An 18,705-nucleotide genomic window follows, 5' to 3' on the forward strand; every position below is an offset into this window, starting at 1 on the left:
CGTTGGGCGTTCGGTGGTTTTGGCGAAGGGGAAACACCCGGTCCCATCCCGAACCCGGAAGTTAAGCCCTTCAGCGCCGATGGTACTGCATGGGAGACTGTGTGGGAGAGTAGGACACCGCCGGACATTTATTACGGGGAAGGCCCCGCCGTTATCGGCGGGGCCTTTCTCATTTCTGTGGCGGGTCAGTTTTCCATGAGGGCTTTCGCGTAGTGGGCGAGTGAGCGGTTGTAGCGCGGAAGGTGGCGTGACAGGGCCCCGAGCGCGAGCGCCGCGGCTTCTCGGTCCCGTCCGAGATCGGTGAGCGCCAGGGCCAGGAACGCGGTGACGGCGTCGTCGAGCTCGTCGGACACCGCGTCGCGTTCCGCGGCCAGCAACGCGACACTCTCCCCGGCCCGGCCCAGATTACGCAGAGTGCTGGCGAACTGGATCGCCGCCTGACGCCGCCGCGACCCCGCAAGACCCGCCGCGAACAACGCCCGAGTTCGAATGACCTGGTCGGTGACGGCCTCGGGATGCTCGCGGTCGCCACCGGGGCGTCCGCTCGGACGCCAGCAGCCTCTGCTGCTCGTAGTAGCGGAGAGAACGTGGCTCACATCTGTCCGCTGGGCGAGAATCAGTCCGTGATCTGTACATCGTCGTGTTGGCGGCAGTGCGGCGGCTGGGGAGCCCAGTTTCTTGGCTACATATTTGGTCGACGTGGCGTGAGCGCAGCCTTAAAGTGGGCGAACGTTCAGAGCATTGTCCCGCTTATCTCTCTGCGATGAGGAAAGTGATGTCTTTCGTGATCGAGCCGATTGATCCTGCGGACCTGCCTGAGTCGTCGCCGGCTTATACCCACGGAACGTTGGTGCGTGGGGCGCAGCGGACCCTGTACATCAGCGGCCAACCGCCATGGACCACTAAGGGCGACGTACCGGCTGACTTCGCCGCGCAATGCCGCCTGGCCTGGGACAACGTCAAGACGGTGCTCGCTGCTGCCGAGATGACCGTTGAGAACCTCGCCAAGGTCACCATTTACCTGTCCGACCGGCGCTACCGCGAACTCAACTCCCGGATCCGGCATGAGGCGCTCGGCGACCACCGCCCTGCGGTCACCATCATCATCACGGACATCTACGATGACGCCTGGCTCCTGGAGATCGAGGCCATCGCCGTCGCGCCCGACCCGTCCGCCGCGCCCAACACTGAGAATGGCACGAGCCAACCACTGTGAGGTCGGTACCGATGAACAACAGTCGCCGCCGCGGCGCTCCAGCATGCCAGGGACTGTCCAGTTAAGGGTGTAACTCGATCTTGTTCGGGCTACTTGCGGGCTGCGGGCAGGCTGCCTTCCAGCGTTTGTGGCCGGTGCCGGTGGGTCCAGGCTCACTATGGCCAGGTGGACGCGCTTGTTGCGTGCGGCTTACTCGTTGGGAAGTGTCCACAGGGCGTTGACCGTGCGGATCTCGGGGTCGAACTGGAGGAATGGGACGAACTCGTTCCAGGTGGTCTTCCGCAACCGCACGATCGCCTGCCCCAGGTCTCGGGCGAAATCCAGCCGCCGCCTCGGTCGGGGCGGTGTAGGCCGGTTGAGGGCCTGGCGATGGCGGCTCAGTCGGCGCGGGAGGCTTAGCGGAAGGAGTTGCGTAGCAGGTTGGACGATGCAGGGCTGCACCAGCGCCTGCGGTCAGATGTGTGTGACGGCGTTGGGTAGCCCGCTAAAGGGCGCGGCCGCCGCGCGACGTTGGTGTGGGGGATGTGCCAGCGGCGCAGCCTTCGTGTGCTGATGGTTGTTAGGGCTTGGGGGGTGGGTGCGGGGTGGTTTCTAGGGTTTGGAGTAGGGCGTTCAGTGCGGGGAGGTCGGTTTCGCTGAAGACCTGGATGCCTTCGCGTTTTAGGAGGGCGGTTGTGACGCCGTCCCCGGGGACGGGGGTGCCGGTGAAGGTGCCGTCGTAGATTTGGTGGCTGCCGCAGGACGGGCTTCCCTCCTTCAAGAGGGCGATGCGGGCGCCGGAGCGGCGGGCGGTGTCGAGGGCCTGGCGGGCGCCGTGGAGGAATTCGGCGGTCACGTCCTCGCCCGTGTCCGTGCGGACGTGGGCGGTGCCGTCTAGGACGGCGTGGCCGTCGCCGCCGACGATCTCGGCCGGTGGGCGGGGGACGGTCAGGCCGCCTGACACCTCGGGGCAGAACGGGACGAGGCGGCCCTCGGTGCGCCAGCGTTCGAAGAGGTCGTCGCCCACTGGTTTGGCGGCGCCGTCGTAGCGGACGGGCCGTCCTATCAGGCAGGAGCTGACCAGAATGCGTTCCACGTGCTCCAGCCTATGCGGGTCACGGGCACGGCTTGCGTCGCCCAGGGGTGCGGCGAATAGTGGTGGAATCGCCCGTCCACAGGGAGGCCGGCATGGTCCTTCTCGGCCGTCCACTCCGGGAGGCGGGCCGTTCGCCGCGTCCTCGGGGCTCGGTGCTCGTGTCCTGGCTGACCACCACCGACCACAAGGTGATCGGGTACCTGTACCTGATCACGTCGTTCACGTTCTTCCTGCTGGCCGGGCTGATGGCCATGGTGATCCGCGGCGAGCTGGCGGAGCCGGGGCTGCAGGTGGTCAGCAACGAGCAGTACAACCAGATGTTCACGATGCACGGCACGATCATGCTGCTGCTGTTCGCGACGCCGCTGTTCGTCGGTTTCGCGAACGTGATCATGCCGCTGCAGATCGGGTCGCCGGACGTGGCGTTCCCGCGGATGAACATGATGAGCTACTGGCTGTTCCTGTTCGGCGGCCTGATGCTGTTCGCGTCGTTCATCTCCCCGGGCGGCGCCGCGAGCTTCGGCTGGACGGGATACGCGCCGCTGAGCAGCGAGCTGCGGTCGCCGGGCATCGGCGCCGACATGTGGATCATGGGGCTGGCGCTGTCGGGGTTCGGGACGATTCTCGGCGGCGTCAACTTCGTCACGACGATCGTGGGAATGCGGGCCCCGGGAATGACGATGTTCCGGATGCCGGTCTTCACGTGGAACGTCTTCCTGACGAGTGTTCTCGTGCTGATGGCGTTTCCCGTCCTCGCCGCGGCGCTGCTTGCGCTGGAGGCGGACCGGCGGCTCGGTGCGCACATCTTCGACGCCTCACATGGTGGCGCGTTGATGTGGCAGCATCTGTTCTGGTTCTTCGGGCATCCCGAGGTCTATATCATCGCGCTGCCGTTCTTCGGCATCGTCACCGAAATCATTCCCGTATTCAGCCGCAAACCGCTGTTCGGCTACCTCAGCATGGTCGGCGCGACGATCACGATCACGGGCCTGTCGATGTCGGTGTGGGCGCACCACATGTTCACGACCGGTCAGGTGCTGCTGCCGTTCTTCTCGTTCATGTCGTTCCTCATCGCGGTGCCGACCGGGGTGAAGTTCTTCAACTGGGTCGGGACGATGTGGCGGGGAAGTCTGACGTTCGAGACGCCGATGCTGTTCTCCGTCGGGTTCCTGGTGACGTTCCTGTTCGGCGGGCTGACCGGCGTCATCCTGGCCTCGCCGCCGCTGGACTTCCACGTCCAGGACTCCTACTTCGTCGTCGCGCACTTCCACTACGTCGTCTTCGGGACGGTCGTGTTCGCGATGTTCGCCGGCTTCTACTTCTGGTGGCCGAAGATGACGGGGAGGATGCTGCATGAAGGGTGGGGGAAGGTCCATTTCTGGACGCTGTTCATCGGCTTCCACACGACGTTCCTCGTCCAGCATTGGCTCGGGGCCGAGGGCATGCCGCGGCGGTACGCCGACTATCCCGAGGAGTTCGCGGGGCTGAACCGGGTCTCCAGCGCCGGGGCGTTCCTGTTGGGGATATCTACGCTGTTCTTCCTCTACAACGTGTATCGGACGTCGCGGCGTACCAGCCCGGTGGACGCCGACGATCCGTGGGGCTACGGGAATTCGCTGGAATGGGCGACGTCCTGCCCGCCGCCGAGGCACAACTTCACGTCGATCCCGCAGATCCGTTCGGAGCGGCCCGCGTTCGACCTGCACTATCCCAAGGTGGACGGGTAGCCGGTCACTTGCGGATGCGGCTCACGGCCACCTGCGCCACGCGGACGGCGGCGCCCGGGTTGAGGCGGACGCCGCGCCAGGCGAGGCGGCCGTGGGCGGGCGCGACGATGAGCGCCTGGTTCTTGGCGATGCCGCGCATGATGTCGCGGGCCAGTTTCTCGGCCGTGTAGAGGCGCGGGGACGCCTTGGCTATGTCGCCGGTGGCGTCGCCGCTCATCGGCGTCTCGGGCAGGTCCGGGTTGACGTTGTGGAGCAGCGGCGTGTCGACGAAGCTCGGGCAGACGACGCTGACCTTGACGCCGCGTCCGGCGGCCTCCGCGCGCAGGCCGAGGGACAGGCCGACGACCGCGTGCTTGGTCGCCGTGTAGGGGATGCCGATCGGCATCGGGACGAGCCCGGCGAGCGAGGCGGTGTTGACGATGTGGCCGCGGCCCTGCTCCAGCATGATCGGGTAGGCGGCGTGGACGCCGTGCACGACGCCCTTGAGGTTGATGTCGATCGCGCGGTTCCAGTGGTCAAGCGTCAACTCCTCGGCGAGGCCGCCGATGGCGATGCCGGCGTTGTTGAACACCAGGTCGAGGCGTCCGTGGTCGGCGTGGACGCCCTGGTAGAGGGCGGCGACGGCGGCGGCGTCGGTGACGTCGAGCGGGGCGGACGCCGCCTTGCCCTTGCCGAGGGTGTTCAGCTTGTCGGCGACGTGCGCCGCGCCTTCGGCGTTGATGTCGGTCACCACGACGGTGTCGCCGCGCGTCACCAGGGACGTGGCGATCGCACGGCCGATGCCGGACGCGCCTCCGGTCACGATCGCGATGCTCATGGGGGCTCCGCTCGATGTTGGACGCCGCGAACGGCAGGGGGCGGCTAATTGGATTTGGTGTTCAATTACGGCGATTCTAGGGGGCGTGCCCGGCCTGTCACGAGGGCGGGTCGCCGTCTCTATCTGGACGCCGTCTCTATCTGGAAGTCGCGTGGGTCGAGCTTGCGTGTGCGCATCCAGAAGCTGATCGTGGACGCGGGCCACGCGGCGCGGTTGACGCCGCTCCGGTCCAGGTACCAGCTGTCGCAGCCCCCGGCCACCCACACGGCACCCTCCGACTTGCGCTGCACCCAGGCGTTGAACCGGTCCTGGACGGACGGCCGGACGGAGATCCGCGAGCCGCCCGACCCGTCCAGCATCGCCAGGCACTGCAGGACGTACCGCACCTGCGCCTCGATGATGAAGATCATCGAGTTGTGGCCGAGGCCGGAGTTCGGGCCGAGCAGCAGGAACAGGTTCGGGAAGCCCGCGACCGCGACGCCGAGATGCGCCTGGATGCCGTCCTTCCACGCGTCCTGGATCTTCAGGCCCTGCCGGCCCACGATGCGGGCGTCCTCGAAGGCGTCCGTGACGTGGAAGCCGGTGCCGAAGATGATCGCGTCGACCTCGTGCTCGCGTCCGTCCCGGGTGACGATCGAACGCGGCCGGACCTCGGCGATGCCCTCGGTGGTCAGCTCCACGTCCGGCCGCATCAGCGCCGGGTAGTAGTCGCTGGACACGAGCGTCCGCTTGCAGCCCATCGTGTAGTCGGGCGTGAGCTTGCGGCGCAGCGTCCGGTCGGGGACCTGGCGCGCCAGGTGCAGGCGGGCGAGTGTGCTGGCCGCCTTCAGCAGTCTCGGGTTCTTGAATCCGAGGACGAAGCTCTCCTGCATCAGGTAGACGCCGTTGCGGTACCCGCGCTGGACGATCGGGATGCGCCGGAACAGCGTCCGCTCCAGCCCGGTGACGGGGCGGTCGGGCTTCGGGATGATCCACGGCGGCGTCCGCTGGAACACCGTCAGGTGCCCGGTCCGCTTCGCGATCTGCGGGACGAACTGGATCGCGGACGCGCCCGTCCCGATCACCGCGACGCGCTTGCCGGTCAGGTCGTAGGAGTGGTCCCATTCGGCCGAGTGGAACGTCGTCCCCTCGAACGAGGCCAGGCCGGGCAGGTCGGGGACGCTCGGCCGGTGCAGCGGGCCCATGCCCGAGACCAGCGCCCGCCCCCGGACGACCTCGCCGCCCGCCGTGAACACCTGCCAGGTGTCGGTGGCGTCGTCGTACTCCGACCCGGTCACTTCCGTGTTGAACCGGATGTGCTGCGCCAGGTCGTACTTGTCGACGATGTCCTTGATGTACTGGAGCAGCTCCCGCTGCTTCGGGAACATCCGCGACCAGCCGGTGTTCGGCTCGAACGAGTAGGAGTACAGCAGCGACATGATGTCGCACGCGCAGCCGGGATAGGTGTTCTCCCGCCACGTCCCGCCGACCTCGTCCGCCTTCTCCAGGATGACGAAGTCGTGCACGCCGGACTTCTTCAGCCCGATCGCCATGCCGAGGCCGGAAAAGCCCGTCCCGACGACGACGACCTTGTACGGGCCGCCCGGCCCGGCCGCGGGCGTCACCACGGCGGGCCTCCCTGCGGGTCCCGCGGGTCCCGCGGGGGCTGCCGGGGAGGTCATGGTCACGTGGCCTTGCCGGGCTCGACGGCGCGGCGCTGCTTCGGCTCGTCCCAGATGCCGAACGCCTTCCACACCTGCTTGCCGACCGGGCTGATCACGCCGAGCTCGGCCATCAGGTCGCGGATCTTGCCGACCGAGTTGGAGATCTCCGCCATCGACGCCTCGCTCTTGTACGCCTGGCGGACGACGTCCTTCGGGATGCCGAAGTGCCGCACCATCGGACCGGGCGGGGACAGCATGATCCGCGCCATCACGCCGAGGACGATCGGCGTCGCGACGCCGAGGATCCGGCGGCGCAGCGGGTTCATGTTCGGCACCCGGTGCTTGAGGTAGTGCCGGGCGAACGAGATGTGCCGGGCCTCCTCCGCGATGTGGATCTTCATGATGGTCTCTTCGAGCGGGTGCTTGATGTGCCCGCCCTTGAGCGACTTGCGCTGGACGTAGTCGATCGGGTCCTCGCCGCCGAGCACGAAGATGAAGAACATCTCGGTGCTGACCAGCGGGATCCACGGCGCGGCCTGCGCGATGAGGCTGAGCGAGCGCGGCATGCCGCGGATCGGCATCCTCGTCCGGTTCACGAACTCCTGGAACATCATCCCGTGGTGACATTCCTCGGTCGTCTCGTGGTAGACGTAACGGAACTCGGGGCGTCCGTTCGGCAGCCGGTAGGCGTAGTTCAGCAGCCCGCGCTTCAGCAGGTTCTCGAACTGCAGGCCGATCTTCATGGCGGTCGCGACGCGCCAGAGCCCGATCTGCGCCTGGATCTCGGGCGGCTGCGACTGGTACCAGGCCGTCTCGCCGAGCCGGTCGAACGGCGGCAGCACCCAGCGCGGGTCGTTCTTGTCGACGGTGAACTCGGGGTCGTCCCACGGGATGTCGGCGTAGGCCTCCCAGTGCTTGTCGACCGACGCCTTGTTCAGGCGGTCGATGACGCCGAGATAGGACTTCTTGTCCTTGACCTGCTCGCGGACCTCTTCGGCGAGTTCGGTGGGGGCTTTCGGCATGTCGGGCGCTCCCTCGGGGTGGTGCGGTCGGCCGCGGCCGACGGGGCGTTCAGGAGGTTGGGTCGGGGCGTGCGGGAGGGTCGGAAGGCGCGGACACGGGCGTCCCGGGGCCCGGGACGATCAGCCGCGCGACGTCCTTGACCTGGCGCAGCACGGCGGCCTGGTGGCCGTCGGCGTCGTCGTCCAGCGCGTTCTGGATGGACAGTCCGACGAACATCGCGAAGACGCCGCGCAGCATCGTCGGGACGAAGTCGGGGGGCAGCGTGTTCTCCGGGAACAGCCGCTCGAAGACCTCCAGGATGACCTGGAGGATCCGCTCGTTCAGGTCGCGGCACAGCGGGCGCAGTTCGTCGTCGGTGCGGGCCGCGACGGCCAGTTCTGTGAGGGCCTTGGCCGGACGGCCGCGGAACACCTCCCACAGCAGGTCGAGCGCGCCGGAGACGTCGCGCCGCTCGGGCGGCAGGGCCGCGAACGCGGTCTCGTACGCCAGCCGCTGCGCCTCAAGCAGATGCTCCAGCGCCGCCGCGACCAGCACCATCTTGGTGGGGTAGTGGTGCTGCTGCGCCCCGCGCGACACTCCGGCGCGGCGGGCGACCTCCGTGGTGGACGTCCCTGACCAGCCGAGGTCCACCAGGCACTCCATGGTGGCCTCCAGGAGGCTGGCCTGCGTGCGCGACCTGCGCTCCTCCTGCGTCCGGCGGCGGGACGGCACATGGCGGTGGCGTCGGCGGCTGCTCACTGTCACGCCTCCGACGGTACGAGCGGACATACAAGCAAGCAAGCCTGCATGTATGTTGCCCGCATCACAATTGGACATCGAGTCTTATTGATCTTCGGGAGGGATGCGGCGTACCCCGGAGGACGTAGGCGGGGGCGCCCGGGTGCTTCGCTGGGCGCAGGCGCGGTGCATCTCCTCACCCGACGACGCGCGGCGGACCGCGACGCCACGATCCCGGCATGGAAAACGCAGCAGAGGCAAGGCGATCGATCAACGACGACAAGGCGGGCGGCGCGGCGGCCGGGGAGGGCGGCGCCCGCACGGTCCATCTCACGAAGGTGTACGGGACCGGCGACATGGCGGTGCGCGCGCTCGACGACGTCAGCGTGGTACTCCCGGAGCGGCGGTTCACCGCGATCATGGGGCCGTCCGGCGCCGGGAAGTCCACGCTGATGCACTGCGTGGCGGGGCTGGAGGACGCGACGTCCGGCAAGGTCTACGTCGGCGACCAGGAGCTCGGCGCGCTGTCGGACCGGCGGCTGACCAGGCTCCGGCGCGAGCGCATCGGGTTCGTGTTCCAGGCGTTCAACCTGCTCCCGACGCTCACGGCCCGCGACAACATCGTCCTCCCGATGACCCTGGCCGGGACGAGTCCGAACCGGGAATGGCTGGACACGGTCGTGCGCGTCCTGAAGCTGGGGGATCGGCTTTCGCATCGTCCGTCCGAGATGTCGGGCGGGCAGCAGCAGCGGGTGGCGCTGGCGCGCGCGCTGGTCACCCGCCCGCAGATCGTGTTCGCGGACGAGCCGACGGGCAACCTCGACTCCCGCACCGGCGCCGAGGTGCTGACGCTCCTTCGCAACGCCGTGGACGACCTGGGCCAGACGGTCGCGATGGTCACCCACGACCCGGTCGCCGCGGGGCACGCCGACTCGGTGGTGTTCCTCGCCGACGGCCGCATCGTCGACGTCATGGACGCGCCCACACCCGACCGGGTGCTGGACCGGATGCGCGGGCTGGGGGACCACCGATGATCAGGCTCGTGTTCAAGGAACTGTGGGGACGCAAGCGCCGGATGGTCGGCTCGCTGGTGGCGGTCTTCCTGGGCGTGTCGTTCCTGACGGGAACGCTCGTGCTCGGCGACACCCTCGCCGGAAGCATCGACGGGTACTACTCGCAGTCGTTCGGCAAGACGGACGTCAGCGTCCGCAACTCGACCAGTGTCAGCGACGAGCCGTGGGGTTCGCGTGGCCAGATCGACGCGTCCGCCCTGGACAAGGTCCGCCAGGTGGACGGAGTAGCCAACGCCGAACCGGTCATCCAAGGCTCAGGGCAGCTACTGGCCAAGGACGGAGCGATCGTCGAGTCGCGCGGCCCGCGCACCGCGGGCAACTGGCTGACCGACCCGAAGCTCAACCCGTACCGGCTGGCCCAAGGCCGGGCGCCGCGCGCACCCGACGAGGTCGTCATCAACAAGATGTTCGCCGACGAGGGCAAGCTGAAGGTCGGCGACCGGACGGCGGTGCTCACGCCGGAGAAGGTCCCGGTGACCGTCGTCGGGATCAGCATGTTCGGCGACGAGGAGGCGTTCGGCGAGACGTCGTTCACGGCGTTCAGCCTGGACGGCGCCCGCCGGTACGTCGCGAAGTCGCCCGACCGGATCAGCGGCGTCTACGTCCGCGCCGACGACGGCGTCAGCCAGGACGAGCTGGCGTCCCGCATCAAGCCCGTCCTGCCCGCCGGGACGGAGGCCGTCACGAACAAGGCACAGGTCGAGGAGGGCATGTCCCAGGTCGAGTCCGGATTCCTCCAGATCTTCCGGACCGTCCTCGGCGCGTTCGGCGGGGTGGCGCTGCTCGTCGCCGCGTTCAGCATCCACAACACGTTCGCGATCACGATGGCGCAGCGGACCCGCGAGTCGGCGCTGCTGCGCGCCCTCGGCGCCGGCCGCCGCCAGGTCATGACGATCGTCGGGTTCGAGGCGCTGGTCATCGGCGCCGCCGCGACCGCCGCCGGGCTCGCCGGCGGGATGGGGTTCGCGGCGCTGCTCCGGTGGCTGTTCACGCAGTTCCGCATCGGGATCGCGATGGAGGGGCTCACCGTCTCGGCCACCTCGCTCCTGATCGCGGTCCCGGTCGGGCTGCTAGTCACGCTGGTCGCGGCGCTCGGGCCCGCGGTGCGGGCGTCCCGGGTGGCGCCGCTGGCCGCGCTGCGCGAGGTCGCCGCCGAGTCCGCCCGCCCGACCGACACCCGCGTCATCGTCGGCGGCGTGCTCGCGGCCGTCGCCGCCGGGACCGTCGTGTTCGGCGCGGTCACCGAGCAGATGGCGATGGCGGGCGCGGGCGCGATCCTGTGCGTGGTCGCGATGGTCGCGCTCGGCCCGGTCGCGGCGCGTCCCGTCGCCGCCCTGATCGGCGGGCCCGCGGCGCGGACGCGCGGCGTGTCCGGGACGCTGGCCCGCGACAACGCCGCCCGCAGCCCGAAGCGCACCGCGGGCGCCGCGACCGCGCTGATGATCGGTGTCGGCGTCGTCACGCTGATGACGGTGTTCATCGGGTCGCTCGGCAAGTCGCTGGAGGACAACGTCGCCGGGTCGTTCAAGGGGCCGCTCGTCGTCAACTCCGGGGGCAACGAGACCGGCGGGTTCGGCACCGGCCTCGTCCAGGACGCGGCGAAGCTGCCGCAGGTCGAACGGGTCGCGGGCGCCGGAACCGGCAGCATGCGCGTGGACGGCGACGCGTCCACCGTGAGCGTCGCCGACCCGGCCGCCCTCGGCCGCGTCCTCGACCTGGACGTCACGCAGGGCGCCATGTCGGACGCGGGCGCGCTCGCCGTGTCGAAGAGCGTCGCCGACGACAAGGGCTGGCGGCCCGGCGCGCAGGTCCCGGTCACGTTCGCGGACGGCGCGTCGCAGCGGCTCACCGTCGGCGCCGTCTACGAGAACACCGACATGACCGGAGACTACGTCGTCCCTCGGACAGTGTGGAACGCGCACACCCGGCAGCCGCTGGACACGCGGGCGTTCGTCGTCCTCAAGCCGGGCGCGTCCGTCGCCGACGCGCAGCGGGCGCTCACCGCGCTCGCCAAGCCGTACGGCGCGCCGGAGGTCCAGACGCGGGACGACTTCGTCGCGGCGCAGACGGAGGAGCAGCAGGGTTTCATCACCGTCGTCTACGGGATGCTGATCCTCGCCATCGTCATCGCGCTGCTCGGCATCGCCAACACGTTGTCGCTGGCCGTCCACGAGCGGACCCGGGAACTCGGGCTGCTGCGCGCGGTCGGCGCGACCCGCCCGCAGATCAGGTCGATGGTCCGCTGGGAGTCGGTGATCGTCGCGCTGTTCGGCACCGGCGGCGGGATCGGGCTCGGCGCGTTCCTCGGCTGGGGGCTCGGCAGCGCGCTCGGCAACCCGTTCGCGCCGCCCGTCCTCACCCTGGTGATCGTCGCGCTGGTCGGCGCGGTCGCCGGAGCGCTCGCCGCGATCCGCCCGGCGCGGCGCGCGGCACGGCTGGCGATCCTGTCCGCGATCTCCGCCCCGTGACCGCCGCCCCCGTCCCCCTGGCCTGCACATCGGCAGGGGGACGGGACCCGGTGGGCGGGGAGACGGGACGCGGCGGACCGCCCGTGGCTATGGTGAGTCCATGCAGGTCAACCAGTCGGGCAAGCTGACCAACGTCTGTTACGACATCCGCGGCCCCGTGCTCAAGCGCGCCAAGCAGCTGGAGGCCGAGGGCAACAACATCCTCAAGCTGCACATCGGCAACCCGGCCCCGTTCGGTTTCGAGGCTCCGCCGGAACTGCTCCAGGACATGGTCCGCAACCTTCCCGACGCGCACGGCTACAGCGACTCCAAGGGAATCCTGCCCGCCCGCCGCGCCATCGTGCAGCGGCTGGAGGACGACGGCGTCACCGGCGTGGACGTCGAGGACGTCTACCTCGGCAACGGCGTCTCCGAACTGATCGTGATGACGCTGCAGGCCCTCCTCAACGACGGCGACGAGGTCCTCATCCCGGCGCCCGACTACCCGCTGTGGACGGCCGCCGTGTCGCTGTGCGGCGGGACGCCCGTCCACTACCTGTGCGACGAGTCCGCCGACTGGGCGCCCGGCCTGGACGACATCGAGGCCAGGATCGGCGACCGGACGCGCGCGCTCGTGCTGATCAACCCGAACAACCCGACCGGCGCCGTCTACCCGCGCGAGGTCCTCACCGGCATCGTCGAGCTCGCCCGCCGGCACAACCTGATCATCTTCGCGGACGAGATCTACGACCGGATCCTGTACGACGACGCCGAGCACATCCCGATCGCGTCCCTGGCCCCCGACCTCCTGTGCCTGACCTTCGGCGGCCTGTCGAAGAACTACCGCGTCGCCGGATTCCGCGCGGGCTGGGTCGTGCTCACCGGCCCCAAGGAGCACGCCGACTCCTACATCGAGGGCCTGGACATCCTCGCCAACATGCGGCTCTGCCCCAACGTCCCCGGCCAGCACGCCATCCAGGCCGCGCTCGGCGGCTACCAGAGCATCGACGACCTCGTCCTGCCGACGGGACGGCTCGGCGAGCAGCGCGACCGCGCCTGGAAGCTGCTGAACGACCTGCCGGGGGTGAGTTGCGTCCGTCCCATGGGCGCGCTGTACGTCTTCCCGCGCCTCGACCCCGAGATGTATCCGATCGAGGACGACATGCGCTTCGCCCTCGACCTGCTCGAACAGCAGAAACTCCTCGTCGTCCAGGGGACGGGGTTCAACTGGCCGTCCACCGACCACTTCCGCGTCGTCACACTCCAGTACGCCGACGACCTCGAAGATGCCGTAGGCCGCATAGGCGATTTCCTCACCACCTACCGCCGCTGACCTCCGCCCAGCGTTTCGCGGAGGCGGTGGCGTTCCGACGCGGTCGGCCGAGGGGCGTTTCAGACGCGGTCGTCCGCCACGGCGTTTCAGGCGAGGTCGGCCTGCGGCGGCGTTTCAGGCGAGGTCGGCCCACGGCGGCGTTCAGGCGTGGTCGGCTGCGGCGGCGTCCAGGCGGCGGAGGGCGCCGCGGACGATGTCCGGGTCGGTCGTGGCCCAGAACGGCGGGAGCGTGCTCTTCAGGAAAGCGCCGTAGCGGGCCGTGGCGAGTCGCGGGTCGAGGACGGCCACGACGCCCCGGTCGTCCATCGAGCGCAGCAGCCGCCCCGCTCCCTGCGCGAGCAGCAGCGCGGCGTGCGTCGCGGCGACCGCCATGAAGCCGTTGCCGCCGCGCGCCGCGACCGCCCGCGACCGCGCCGACGACACCGGGTCGTCCGGACGCGGGAACGGGATGCGGTCCATGATCACGAGCTGCAGGGACGGGCCGGGCACGTCCACGCCCTGCCAGAGCGACAGGGTGCCGAACAGGCAGGTCCGCTCGTCCTCGGCGAACTGCTTGACCAGCAGGGACGTGGAGTCGTCGCCCTGGCACAGCAGCGGGTGGGACAGGTGGTCCGTCAGCTCGTCGGCCGCCTGCCGGGCCGCCCGCATCGACGAGAACAGCCCGAGGGTGCGGCCGCCCGCCGACTCGATCAGCTCGGTGATCTCCGTCAGGTAGGCGTCGGCGAGACCGTCCCGTCCGGGTTGCGGCAGATGTCGCGCGACGTAAAGGATGCCCGCCTTCGGATGGTCGAACGGCGACCCCACATCGAGGCCCGACCACACCACTTCCGACACTTCGCGCTTCTCCGTCGCGGTCTGGGCGAGGCCCTCGGCCGCCGTCTTCGCGTCCCGTGACGAGCCCTCGTCGAGCGGCGGCAGGCCCCACTGCCGGGCGAGCGGCTCGAACGACCCGCCCAGCGTGAGCGTCGCCGACGTGAGGATCGCGGTGCGCTGCTCGAACAGCGTCGTCCGCAGTAGGCCGCCGACCCCGATCGGCGCGACGTGCAGCGCCGGCGGACGCCTGGGCCGCCCGTCCTGGACGAACGGCTTCTCCAGCCACACCACATCGAACCGCTCGGCCATCTCCGGCTGGAACGCCTCCAGCACCCGCACGGCCGTGTCATGGAGTTCTTCCAGCGACGACCGTGCCGCCTTGCGCGCCGCCATGTCGCCAGGCTCGGCATCCTTTTTCTCTGGCCCGAGCGCGGTGATGCAGGCGTGCGCAGCGTCCCGTACGACCGCGAGGGTGTTTCCCAGGGCCGGGGACAGGACGTCCATGCGTCCGGCCTGCAGATCCTCCAGGAGCAGTCCGAGCCCCTCCGCGGCCTCCTTCAACCGGTCGGCCGTGGCCTCCTCGATGAGCCGCCCGCACCGGCGCGCCGCCGTCTCCACCGCCGCCGCGCTGAGATCGCCGGTCGCGACGGACGTGACCCGGTCGACCAGCTCGTGCGCCTCGTCCACGATCACCACGTCGTGCTCGGGCAGGACCTGGAACTCCTCCAGCGCGTCGATCGCCAGCAGCGCGTGATTGGTCACCACGATGTGCGCCTCACCGGCCTCAGCCCTGGCCAGCTCGGAGAAGCACACGGTGCCGTGGGGACACCGCTGCGCGCCCAGGCACTCCCTGGCGGTGACCGCGACCTGCCGCCACGCCTGCTCGCCCACCCCGGGCACCAGCTCGTCCCGGTCGCCGGTCTTGGTTTCGTCGGCCCACTCGTTCAGCCGCTTCACCTGCCGTCCGAGCGTGGACAGCTGCTGCGGGTCGAACAGGCTCGGCCCCTCGTCCTCCTCCGGGACGCCCGTCTGCACCCGGTGCAGGCACAGGTAATTGCGGCGTCCCTTGAGGATCGCGAACTTCAGCTCCGTCCCGAGCAGCGGCCCGAGCGACTCCGCCAGCCGGGGCAGATCCCGATCGACGAGCTGGCGCTGCAGCGCGATCGTTGCCGTGGACACGACCACCGTCGTCTGCTTCTCCACCGCGTGCCGGATCGCCGGGACCAGATAGGCCAGCGACTTGCCGGTGCCGGTACCGGCCTGCGCGGCGACATGCTCGCCGGACTCGATCGCCTTCTCGACCGCGTGCGCCATCGTCACCTGCCCGGGGCGCTCCGCGCCTCCGATGGAGGACACGGCCGCGGCGAGCAGCGTCGCCATGTCGGGAATACGGGTATCGCTGCCGTTCAGCAGATCAGGGGCGGGCACGTCGCCCAACGCTACCGCCCGCCGCGGACACTCGCGTCCCGGGACGAGTTATCCACATTTTCAGCCGCGGTGTCGCCCGGCGGTCCTCGGCTGCGAGGGTCGAGGACATGACAGCCCTGGTGATCCGCTCCGCGCAAGACGCCATCGCAGCCGTCCCTTACATGCTGGGGTTCCACCCGTCCCGGAGCCTCGTCGTGATCGGCTTCGAGAGCGGCGGCAACGGCACATGCGCGATGCGGCTCGACTTACCGTCGTCGGACGCCGCCGAACGAGTCGCCGCACTCCTCGCCGGCAACGGCTTCCGCCGCTCCCTCCTGCTCGGCTACGGCCCGGACGGCGAGGTCCGCGAGTCCGCCGCCACCGTGCGCGCGGCCCTCGACTCCGCCGGCGTGCCCGTCGCCGAGGCCGTCCGCGTCGCCGACGGCCGCTGGTGGTCGCTCACCTGCGACGACGACTGCTGCCCACCCGAGGGCGTCCCCTACGACATCTCCGCCAGCGTCGTCGCCGCCCAAGCGACGTTCGACGGCCAGGTCGTCCTGGCCGACCGCTCCGAACTCGTCCGCTCCGTCCAGCCGCTGGACGGCCCCGTCCGCGCCTCCATGCGCGAGGCCACCGAACGCGCCGAGATACGCCTGCTCTCCCGCCCCGACCCGCCCGACGAGAGCCTCGCCTTCGTCCACGCCCTTCTCTCCCGCGCCGGCACCCCGCCGGCCGACGACGAGGTCGCCTGGCTCGGCGTCCTCCTCACCGACCTGCGCTTCCGCGACGAGGCCTGGATCCGCATCGACGAGGACGCCCCGGCCACCGACATCGCCTTCTGGCGCGACGTCGTCCGCCGCGTGGAGGAGGCCTACGTCCCCGCCCCAGCGTCTCTCCTGGCCTTCGCCGCCTACTCCGCAGGCGACGGCGGCCTGGCCAACGTCGCCATCGAACGAGCCCTGGACGCCGACCCGGCCTACTCCATGGCCGTGATCCTCCGGGAGGTGATCAACGCCGGCATCCCACCCTCAAAACTCCGCCTCCGCATGACTTCAGACCAACTGGCCACCGCCTACTACAACCAGCAACGAAAGGCCTGCTGAACCACCCTCACCCACCCGTATGTCCCCAGCGCGAGCCGCCTGCACACGAATCACCGGCACGTGCGTCCGAGCGAGCCCACGCCTCCGGATGGCGGCACATCACCGCCGCGTTTGTCTCCCCAGTGCCTGTGTTACCGGCGCTTAGGGCGTCAGCGCGCGTGCCGGCAGCGCGGGCGCCGCTGGTGTGCTCGTGCCCGGCGCGCGCGGCGCCAACTCGCGTAGCGCTAGGAGTGCGGCGGTGCGGCGATGTTCATGCGGTCAGGCTGCGTGTCATCCCTGCCTGGCGCTTACGGGTTATGGGGCTACGGCTTGGCCGGGGGTGCCGGGGTCTATGCGGCGGTCGGGGTGGCGTTCGTTCCAGGCGCGCATGCGGGGCGGGTAGCCGACGATCTGGACGTCGTAGACCGGGAGGCCGAGGTCGCGCGCGACCTTGCCGATGACCTTGGGGGAGCCGACGCGGCGGCGGGTCCACTCGCCGTCGTGGGCCACGGCGACGGCGGTGGTGTCGGTGGCGAAGGTCTCCGGCTCGACGAAGAACTCGACGCCGCGGCGGGAGCGGGCGAAGGCGATCAGCGCCTCGATGTCGGCGTCGGTCGCCTCGCGGTCGAGCCTCGTCACCGTTGATCCGCGGTTCTTGCGGATCCCGAATCGGTCCCGGAACCTCATGGCCTGCCCCGTCGTCTGGTGGCGGCCCCGGAACTGTTCCGCGGCCGGTTGTGATGTACGACGATAACGATGGTTCGGCGTCCGCGGGTTCCCGACACAGCGGCGGGTTTCCGACACAGCGGCGGCGTCCGCGGCGGGCGGGGGAGCGAGCCCTAGACTGGCGGCTCGGGGGGCATCGGCAGCGGGGGTGCAGCGGGGGTGTTGATGGACGGGCCGAACCTGGTCCGGCGAGGGGCGGCCGCCGTGCTCGCGGCCGCGATCTGCGGGGGGCTCAGCACGCTGGCGCCGTCCGCCGGGCGGGTCGAGTTCGCCGTGACGCAGCGGAACGGCCCTTCGCCGCCCGAGGCGCCCGAACCCGCGCCGAAGCCGCCGCCTCCCGACTGCACGCGGGCCAAATGCGTGGCGCTGACGTTCGACGACGGCCCGGCGGCGAGCACTGGCGAACTGCTGGACATCCTCGCGGGCCGGCGGGTGAAGGCGACGTTCTTCCTGATCGGGAAGAACGTGGCCGAGCACCCGGAACTCGTCCGGCGCGAGCATGAGGCCGGGCATGAGATCGCCGACCACAGCTATTCGCACGCCAACCTCGGAAGGGCGTCCAAGAAGAAGATCCTTTCGGAGCTGACCAGGACGCAGGACGCGATCCGGCGGGCGTCCGGGGTCACGCCGACGATGCTGCGCCCGCCGTACGGGTCGACGTCCAAGCGGCTGGCCGAGATCACGCGGGAACTGGGCCTGGCGCAGGTGCTGTGGACCGTCGACCCGCAGGACTGGGACAGCCGCGACACCGAGGACGTGGAGCGCCGGGTGCTGGAGGCGGCGAAGCCGGGCTACATCGTGCTGATGCACGACATCCACCGGACGACCGTGAAGGCCGTCCCGAAGATCATCGACCGGCTGGCGGCCGAGGGGTACGTGTTCGTGACGGTGTCGGAGCTGTTCGGCGGGCGCCTCACGCCTGGGAAGGAGTACGTCCAGCTGAATTCAGGGGAGCCTCAGGGTCTTCCCTGATATCCCGGGGCGGCGGCTGCGCCGACCATGAAAGGTATGGACAGCAGCTACGCGGTGGGGGATCTGAGGGTCTCGGACGCCGAACGGGAACCGGTCATCGAACGCCTTCAGGACGCGTACGCCGACGGCCGGCTCGACCACGACGAGTTCGACATGCGGATGCACCTGGCGATGACGGCCAAGACACGGAACGACCTGGGCGCGGTGACCCGCGACCTGGTTCCCGTGCCCCGGAAGGCGCCCGTCCCGCCGGGGCACGCCGAGGCGCCCACGGGGGAGGACCGCATGCTCGCGGCGGCGGCGCATGCCATCGCGGTCCCGACACTTTTCGTCGGGCCGCTGGTGCTGATGCTGGTGAGCGGCAAACGTTCCGAGTACGTCCGGCGGCAGGCGGCGGAGGCGGTGAACTTCCACCTGACGCTTCTGCTGTTCACGACCGCCACCCTCGGGGTCGGCGGCGTGATCTACGCGGTGGCCTGGATCCTGTCGGCCATCGCAGCGATCTACGCCCTCGCCGGCCGCACATTCCGCTACCCCTGGATCCTGCGCTTCGCAAAATAGCCACCGCCCCCGACCCCTCACAAACAACCACAACACCCCGGCGTTGGGGCCTGGGGGTTCGTGGGGGCCGGGG

At 69.9% G+C, this 18,705-nt stretch carries 16 protein-coding genes and 1 rRNA gene; 9 read left to right on the top strand and 8 right to left on the bottom strand.

Annotated features, from left to right (window positions below; all coding sequences use genetic code 11):
* The first annotated feature begins 9 nt into the window (after nt 1–9).
* A 5S ribosomal RNA gene (gene rrf, locus ACH35V_RS23645) occupies nt 10–126 on the top strand.
* A 59-nt stretch (nt 127–185) separates the two neighbouring features.
* On the opposite strand, the gene ACH35V_RS23650 is transcribed toward rrf, so the two are convergent.
* Entirely contained in the window at nt 186–596 is a 411-nt protein-coding gene (locus ACH35V_RS23650) for a tetratricopeptide repeat protein (RefSeq protein WP_395975145.1), read from the bottom strand.
* A 179-nt stretch (nt 597–775) separates the two neighbouring features.
* Between ACH35V_RS23650 and ACH35V_RS23655 the strand changes: the two genes are divergently transcribed.
* Nucleotides 776–1,216, top strand: a complete 441-nt coding sequence (locus ACH35V_RS23655) for a RidA family protein (protein WP_395975146.1) — start codon at nt 776–778, stop codon at nt 1,214–1,216.
* Nucleotides 1,217–1,775: 559 nt separating this feature from the next.
* Here the strand turns inward: ACH35V_RS23655 and ACH35V_RS23660 are convergent.
* Nucleotides 1,776–2,291, bottom strand: coding sequence for a DUF523 domain-containing protein (locus tag ACH35V_RS23660; RefSeq protein WP_395975147.1), 516 nt, complete (start codon nt 2,289–2,291; stop codon nt 1,776–1,778).
* A gap of 92 nt (nt 2,292–2,383) precedes the next feature.
* Here ACH35V_RS23660 and ctaD point away from each other — a divergent pair, with 92 nt between their 5' ends.
* Complete coding sequence (gene ctaD / locus ACH35V_RS23665) at nt 2,384–4,018, top strand: cytochrome c oxidase subunit I (protein WP_395975148.1); 1,635 nt, start codon at nt 2,384–2,386, stop codon at nt 4,016–4,018.
* A gap of 4 nt (nt 4,019–4,022) precedes the next feature.
* Here ctaD and ACH35V_RS23670 read toward each other — a convergent pair whose 3' ends face one another.
* The 4 genes from ACH35V_RS23670 to ACH35V_RS23685 all read right to left on the bottom strand — a co-directional run bounded on the left by ACH35V_RS23670 (nt 4,023) and on the right by ACH35V_RS23685 (nt 8,245).
* The gene (locus ACH35V_RS23670) at nt 4,023–4,835 is read right to left on the bottom strand and encodes an SDR family NAD(P)-dependent oxidoreductase (RefSeq protein WP_395975149.1); all 813 of its coding nucleotides are present in this window, start codon (nt 4,833–4,835) and stop codon (nt 4,023–4,025) included.
* Between the two features lie 119 nt (nt 4,836–4,954).
* Nucleotides 4,955–6,442, bottom strand: coding sequence for a flavin-containing monooxygenase (locus ACH35V_RS23675; RefSeq protein WP_395975150.1), 1,488 nt, complete (start codon nt 6,440–6,442; stop codon nt 4,955–4,957).
* A gap of 56 nt (nt 6,443–6,498) precedes the next feature.
* Complete coding sequence (locus tag ACH35V_RS23680; RefSeq protein ID WP_395975151.1) at nt 6,499–7,500, bottom strand: diiron oxygenase; 1,002 nt, start codon at nt 7,498–7,500, stop codon at nt 6,499–6,501.
* A gap of 49 nt (nt 7,501–7,549) precedes the next feature.
* The gene (locus tag ACH35V_RS23685) at nt 7,550–8,245 is read right to left on the bottom strand and encodes a TetR/AcrR family transcriptional regulator (protein WP_395975152.1); all 696 of its coding nucleotides are present in this window, start codon (nt 8,243–8,245) and stop codon (nt 7,550–7,552) included.
* Nucleotides 8,246–8,457: 212 nt separating this feature from the next.
* Here ACH35V_RS23685 and ACH35V_RS23690 point away from each other — a divergent pair, with 212 nt between their 5' ends.
* From ACH35V_RS23690 to ACH35V_RS23700, 3 genes are all read left to right on the top strand, one after another.
* Nucleotides 8,458–9,252 carry an ABC transporter ATP-binding protein gene (locus ACH35V_RS23690; protein ID WP_395975153.1) on the top strand — a complete coding sequence of 265 codons (795 nt, stop codon included), beginning with the start codon at nt 8,458–8,460 and terminating at the stop codon, nt 9,250–9,252.
* Nucleotides 9,249–11,759, top strand: coding sequence for an ABC transporter permease (locus ACH35V_RS23695; RefSeq protein ID WP_395975154.1), 2,511 nt, complete (start codon nt 9,249–9,251; stop codon nt 11,757–11,759). The genes ACH35V_RS23690 and ACH35V_RS23695 overlap by 4 nt, the downstream gene beginning before the upstream one ends.
* Before the next feature lie 100 nt (nt 11,760–11,859).
* Nucleotides 11,860–13,071: a pyridoxal phosphate-dependent aminotransferase gene (locus ACH35V_RS23700; RefSeq protein ID WP_395975155.1), complete on the top strand. Its 1,212-nt coding sequence runs from the start codon at nt 11,860–11,862 to the stop codon at nt 13,069–13,071.
* 141 nt (nt 13,072–13,212) lie between these two features.
* On the opposite strand, the gene ACH35V_RS23705 is transcribed toward ACH35V_RS23700, so the two are convergent.
* Complete coding sequence (locus ACH35V_RS23705) at nt 13,213–15,264, bottom strand: ATP-dependent DNA helicase (RefSeq protein WP_395975716.1); 2,052 nt, start codon at nt 15,262–15,264, stop codon at nt 13,213–13,215.
* Between the two features lie 155 nt (nt 15,265–15,419).
* Between ACH35V_RS23705 and ACH35V_RS23710 the strand changes: the two genes are divergently transcribed.
* Nucleotides 15,420–16,394 carry a DUF4192 domain-containing protein gene (locus ACH35V_RS23710; protein ID WP_395975156.1) on the top strand — a complete coding sequence of 325 codons (975 nt, stop codon included), beginning with the start codon at nt 15,420–15,422 and terminating at the stop codon, nt 16,392–16,394.
* A gap of 294 nt (nt 16,395–16,688) precedes the next feature.
* On the opposite strand, the gene ACH35V_RS23715 is transcribed toward ACH35V_RS23710, so the two are convergent.
* Entirely contained in the window at nt 16,689–17,060 is a 372-nt protein-coding gene (locus ACH35V_RS23715; RefSeq protein ID WP_395975157.1) for a hypothetical protein, read from the bottom strand.
* Between the two features lie 204 nt (nt 17,061–17,264).
* On the opposite strand from ACH35V_RS23715, the gene ACH35V_RS23720 reads away from it, so the two are divergent.
* Together ACH35V_RS23720 and ACH35V_RS23725 are read left to right on the top strand one after the other, a co-directional pair.
* Nucleotides 17,265–18,071 carry a polysaccharide deacetylase family protein gene (locus tag ACH35V_RS23720; protein WP_395975158.1) on the top strand — a complete coding sequence of 269 codons (807 nt, stop codon included), beginning with the start codon at nt 17,265–17,267 and terminating at the stop codon, nt 18,069–18,071.
* 36 nt (nt 18,072–18,107) lie between these two features.
* Nucleotides 18,108–18,632, top strand: a complete 525-nt coding sequence (locus tag ACH35V_RS23725; protein ID WP_395975159.1) for a DUF1707 and DUF4870 domain-containing protein — start codon at nt 18,108–18,110, stop codon at nt 18,630–18,632.
* The last annotated feature ends 73 nt before the right edge of the window (nt 18,633–18,705 follow it).

The organism is Actinomadura sp. 1N219, assembly GCF_044326405.1.
Classification (GTDB): Bacteria; Actinomycetota; Actinomycetes; order Streptosporangiales; family Streptosporangiaceae; genus Spirillospora.

Coding starts and splice junctions, on each gene's coding strand:
- ACH35V_RS23655 (WP_395975146.1), top strand. CDS start 776: ATGTCTTTCGTGATCGAGCCGATTGATCCTGCGGACCTGCCTGAGTCG.
- ctaD (WP_395975148.1), top strand. CDS start 2,384: ATGGTCCTTCTCGGCCGTCCACTCCGGGAGGCGGGCCGTTCGCCGCGT.
- ACH35V_RS23670 (WP_395975149.1), bottom strand. CDS start 4,835: ATGAGCATCGCGATCGTGACCGGAGGCGCGTCCGGCATCGGCCGTGCG.
- ACH35V_RS23680 (WP_395975151.1), bottom strand. CDS start 7,500: ATGCCGAAAGCCCCCACCGAACTCGCCGAAGAGGTCCGCGAGCAGGTC.
- ACH35V_RS23690 (WP_395975153.1), top strand. CDS start 8,458: ATGGAAAACGCAGCAGAGGCAAGGCGATCGATCAACGACGACAAGGCG.
- ACH35V_RS23695 (WP_395975154.1), top strand. CDS start 9,249: ATGATCAGGCTCGTGTTCAAGGAACTGTGGGGACGCAAGCGCCGGATG.
- ACH35V_RS23700 (WP_395975155.1), top strand. CDS start 11,860: ATGCAGGTCAACCAGTCGGGCAAGCTGACCAACGTCTGTTACGACATC.
- ACH35V_RS23705 (WP_395975716.1), bottom strand. CDS start 15,264: ATGGCGACGCTGCTCGCCGCGGCCGTGTCCTCCATCGGAGGCGCGGAG.
- ACH35V_RS23710 (WP_395975156.1), top strand. CDS start 15,420: ATGACAGCCCTGGTGATCCGCTCCGCGCAAGACGCCATCGCAGCCGTC.
- ACH35V_RS23715 (WP_395975157.1), bottom strand. CDS start 17,060: ATGAGGTTCCGGGACCGATTCGGGATCCGCAAGAACCGCGGATCAACG.
- ACH35V_RS23720 (WP_395975158.1), top strand. CDS start 17,265: ATGGACGGGCCGAACCTGGTCCGGCGAGGGGCGGCCGCCGTGCTCGCG.
- ACH35V_RS23725 (WP_395975159.1), top strand. CDS start 18,108: ATGGACAGCAGCTACGCGGTGGGGGATCTGAGGGTCTCGGACGCCGAA.